Annotated in this window: 1 protein-coding gene; it reads left to right on the top strand. The window is 46.0% G+C overall.

What is annotated here, in order from left to right:
* Positions 1-365, top strand: a 365-nt coding sequence (locus HMPREF3125_RS13090; RefSeq protein ID WP_256278093.1) for an MSCRAMM family adhesin SdrC, incomplete at both ends; no start/stop codon positions are given.

Raw genomic sequence — 365 nt, 5'->3', positions numbered from 1 at the left:
GGACATTATGAATTTGATAATTTATATGATGGTGAAACATATCAAGTTTCATTTGAAACACCTGAAGGTTATACACCAACTAAAATTAATGTTGGAGATGGTTCGTTAGATTCAAATGGTGGATCAGTAACTGTAACTATTGACGGTCATGATGACATGACTTTAGATAGTGGTTTCTATAAAGATGATACAGATGCTGACGCCGACGCAGATGCTGACGCAGATGCAGATGCAGATGCTGACGCCGACGCAGACGCAGATGCAGACGCAGATGCTGATGCTGATGCTGATGCTGATGCTGACGCCGATGCCGACGCAGATGCAGATGCCGACGCTGATGCTGACGCCGACGCAGACGCAGACGC

The organism is Staphylococcus sp. HMSC13A10 (genome assembly GCF_001808005.1).
GTDB lineage: Bacteria > Bacillota > Bacilli > Staphylococcales > Staphylococcaceae > Staphylococcus > Staphylococcus pasteuri.
Note: the sequence above shows the minus strand (reverse complement) of the source record. Positions and strands in the feature narration are given on the sequence as shown.